The organism is Deltaproteobacteria bacterium, from assembly GCA_016874775.1.
Lineage (GTDB): Bacteria > Desulfobacterota > Binatia > Bin18 > Bin18 > VGTJ01.
The window spans coordinates 1-3,528 of sequence record VGTJ01000316.1; the positions used below are offsets into that span (position 1 = coordinate 1).

7 protein-coding genes are annotated in these 3,528 nt (G+C 53.6%); 3 read left to right on the forward strand and 4 right to left on the reverse strand.

The window, feature by feature from the left end; translation table 11 throughout:
- Positions 1 to 172: 172 nt before the first annotated feature.
- The 3 genes from FJ147_27885 (at position 173) to FJ147_27895 (ending at position 2,040) form a co-directional block, all read left to right on the forward strand.
- Positions 173 to 433 carry a hypothetical protein gene (locus FJ147_27885; GenBank protein MBM4259704.1) on the forward strand — a complete coding sequence of 87 codons (261 nt, stop codon included), beginning with the start codon at positions 173 to 175 and terminating at the stop codon, positions 431 to 433.
- 35 nt (positions 434 to 468) lie between these two features.
- Positions 469 to 735, forward strand: a complete 267-nt coding sequence (locus FJ147_27890; protein ID MBM4259705.1) for a hypothetical protein — start codon at positions 469 to 471, stop codon at positions 733 to 735.
- A 777-nt stretch (positions 736 to 1,512) separates the two neighbouring features.
- Positions 1,513 to 2,040, forward strand: coding sequence for a tetratricopeptide repeat protein (locus FJ147_27895; protein ID MBM4259706.1), 528 nt, complete (start codon positions 1,513 to 1,515; stop codon positions 2,038 to 2,040).
- 90 nt (positions 2,041 to 2,130) lie between these two features.
- On the opposite strand, the gene FJ147_27900 is transcribed toward FJ147_27895, so the two are convergent.
- The 4 genes from FJ147_27900 to FJ147_27915 form a co-directional block, all read right to left on the reverse strand.
- A complete protein-coding gene (locus FJ147_27900) occupies positions 2,131 to 2,565 on the reverse strand; it encodes a PIN domain-containing protein (protein ID MBM4259707.1) in 435 nt (144 codons plus the stop codon).
- Positions 2,553 to 2,750, reverse strand: a complete 198-nt coding sequence (locus FJ147_27905; protein MBM4259708.1) for a hypothetical protein — start codon at positions 2,748 to 2,750, stop codon at positions 2,553 to 2,555. The genes FJ147_27900 and FJ147_27905 overlap by 13 nt, the downstream gene beginning before the upstream one ends.
- A gap of 72 nt (positions 2,751 to 2,822) precedes the next feature.
- Positions 2,823 to 3,287, reverse strand: coding sequence for a transposase (locus FJ147_27910; protein MBM4259709.1), 465 nt, complete (start codon positions 3,285 to 3,287; stop codon positions 2,823 to 2,825).
- Between the two features lie 21 nt (positions 3,288 to 3,308).
- Positions 3,309 to 3,528, reverse strand: a 220-nt coding sequence (locus FJ147_27915; protein MBM4259710.1) for a transposase, incomplete at its 5' end; no start/stop codon positions are given.

The window sequence follows — 3,528 nt, forward strand, 5'->3', positions numbered from 1 at the left end:
ATCGCCTGAGAAGTAGGGGGGGGGGAGATCATCATTCCCCCTACAGGCTATTTTATATATTGCTACTGGATATTGGGGAATGCTGATACGTAAACACGCTGCCTGTTTGAGTAAGCGACAAAATTGTGGCAGTATAGAGGGATCAATGTATCCAACGAAGGGGGTAAGCAGGATGAGGACTTTTGTCAAATTCGCTACGAGCGTTGCCGCCGTAGCTGTGCTTTCCATTATAAATGTTGGCTGTTCAACACAACGTGAAGTGAAAGACACCTGGACTGAAGCTGCGAATCGTTCGAGTCAGTCTGCGAGTCGTGCTGAGGATGCAGCCAAGCGTGCAGAAGCGGCGGCTGCTCGTGTCGAAGCCGCATCAAAAAAGTGTGAAGATGCCGCAGCTCGCATCGAAGCAATGACAACGAAGGGAATGAGAAAGTAAGGACGGCATTGCTGAAGAGGTAAGAGGGACACGTAATGAAGATGTATAAAAGAGGTGCAACAGTCATTGCTGCTGTGAGTGTGTTCACGATGATTACGAGTGGTTGTGCAATAACCAAAGAAACGGAAGTGAGAGATACGTGGACAGAACCAGCCAATAGATCAGCTGCAGCAGCAAGCCGTGCGGAAGATGCTGCGAAACGTGCTGAAGCCGCGGCTGCGCGTATGGAAGCTGCGGTTCAGAAAATCGAGAACGTTGCCGGGAAGTACGATTCAAAGATGAGAAAGTCTCTGAATAAGTAAACCCCTACCCGAACATGCAACAGGGCGGCCTTTTTTATCGAGACCGCCTTTTCTCCGGTCCCCCCAAGAAATCCGTCAGGAGCAATAGCCACACTTATCGAGTTGATAAGATTTCTACGAGGTTGCTCCTGCCTCGTTCTCTAGATGTCGCGTGCTCCTCACCGTCTTCTTCCTGTTTCTGCGAGCGTTTCTCTATTTACTCACTGTGTGTTCTTACTGGATGAAATCGGCGGATCTCCATTGCGCATGCGAAAACTGGAGCGTACCGCGCATGCGCTATCGTAGCAATGAGCATGATGGCACTCAGTCCGAACAGTGCTAGGAGCCCAGCAGTCAACGCTGAAAGATCGTTTGTATAATTGATCGTGTGATTGGCCAGTTCACCGGTTACATCACAACCACGTTAAAACTCCAGCTTACTGTACAGGAGCCAGGGCACATTGTGCGCAAACGCACGAACAACCTGGCGGCATATGACATTTTTCTACGTGGAGCAGAGTACTTTTTACGCTTCACCAAAGAGGGCAATGCCCACACGCGCGGCCTTTGTTTGAGAAAACCATCGAATTGGACCCGCAGTATGCCGAGGCGTATGCGTGGCTGGGATGGGTCTACTGGATTGCCTGGGTTCAGCAAGGTAATCCAGACCCGCAAAACCTGCAGTGAGCCTTTGCACTGGGGCAGCAGGCGATCGCTCTAGATGACACCCTACCGCGGGCTTCGCAACTGAGTCACGATCCCCAGACCCTGGACCGAGGACTAACGGCAGCGCAACAAATGGTGACTTTGAATACTGCCTCGTCCTGGGCTCACAGTATATTGAGTGGAGCATATGTGTGGAAGAAACAGTATGAGCAGGCAAGTCTAGAGGTGGAGCAGACCCTTGCTCTCAATCCGATGCATGGGATGATCTATGCGTGGGCGGCTCATACCCTGAGTTATTTGGGGCGAACAGAGGAAGCTTTTGGGTTGGTTGAGAAGGCGCTACGTTTTAACCCCCGGTTGTCACCCAGAGGTCTCCTCTTTCTAGGCCACACATATTACCTGACTGGGCGGAGTGAGGAGGCGATTGCCACGCTGAAGAAAACGCTCAATGGTAGTCCGGCTGATCTGGAGGCTCACTTACTCCTGGTGGTGGTCTATAGTGAACTCGGTCGAGAAGCCGGCGCTCAAGCTGAGGCGGCAGCGGTCCTGAAGATCAACCCCAAGTGGTCACTCGAAGTGTGGAAGCCGCGAGTTCCCTACAAGGAGCCAGCGACGCTGGAGCGGGTGTTTGGTGCGCTGCAGAAAACTGGGCTCAAGTAAATGAAGAGTGAAGAACAGAACAGAGAGGCCATGGGCCAAGGGCGGAAAACTAGAGCGAGACCAAAATCGGCTGCCTGCATCAGATGACCTCTAGAGCAAAGGTCTTAAACTGGCGAATGAGGCGAAAGTCTTCCCCATTCCGGGTGACGACGTAGCCCCCAACGAACGACCGCTGAGAGCAATCAGCATGTCGTTGAGGAACCCAGGAGAAAGCTTGTCTCGCCATTGCGGTGCTTTCTCAGCCAGCGCTGCTACGACCGTTCCCACTTCCTTCCATACGTTATGACTTGGCGTCGCAATGCGGCCAGCGCGTTCAAAGGGTTCATAAAGTGCAGCAGCTTGCCGTCGATGGCGAAAGGTACGGGCTCCAGCAATAAGTTCCTCAATCACCACAGAACTGAAATGAGTACGCGGAATATCGCGCATGTAGCGCGGGCGGAACTCTTCGGCAAAGTGTTCATCCCTGAGCACGGTAATGTAAATGCTGGTATCAAACAGCAACCGCACGGCCATTATTTGGCCCATACATCACGAAAATCAGGGGCCTTGCCTGCAACACGATCAAATCCAGCAGCGACTTCTTGACGGAGGGTAACAAGGTTGATGGCCTCACGGATGGTCTCTGCCTCGCTGTCTTTGCGTAAGATCTTTTGGGCGCGCTTTAACGCTTGGAGATCAAGCAGCACCTGTTTCTTCACTAATTTACTCATAGATATATCTGTCCGGAAAAAGTTGTCCTTTCGTAACTACTCAGGCCTGCGGCAGTGGGGAAAGCGGCTGTCCTATAAAGGCACGGCATAACGCCCCCAACACATCGCGTCCTTGCTTTTTGAGAGTGGAAATATAGCCGCGAATACGGCAAACACCTTGGCACCCTCCTGAGAGCGGAAGCAGCCCGAGACCTTCTGCTGGACCTTGACCATGCGCAGAGCCCGCTCCGCTTGGTTATTGTCGAAGGGCACGGAGAAGTCCGCCATAAAGGCGAGCGTCTCCGGTTTGCGGTGCGCCAACCGATCAAGCAGGTTTTTCGCTTTGCTTTGTTGCGGGCGGCCGCGTTTGCCAGTGGGGGGCCGCGGCCGATTCTCCGGCACCTGCAAGCCTACGGTCAGCAGGTGATCATAGCGTTGCCCAAAGCGCCGCTGCTGCGCCGGGGGCAGCGCGGTGGCGCCGTGCTGGCGGGCGTCTTCCACTGCGTGCTTGATCGCCACCAGCACCTCTTTCATCTCCTGGGCCCAGCCTTGGCCCATTTGCTCGTGGACGAAGGTTAATTAGCGCAGATGATGGGCGTTGCACAAGCCGTGCGCACACGAGTAGGCGAAATAGGGAGCCCAGGCGTCGTGGATCGCCCGCCCCGTGAAGGCCAATGGCATTAAGTTAACAGCCGCCGTGGAGTTTATTCTGCAGTTGCCGTAAGTAGGAGCAATGATGGAGAAAGAAACGAAGCGCTTATTTGCCGGTTGAAGCAGGAATTGCAAGCCGCAACAGTCA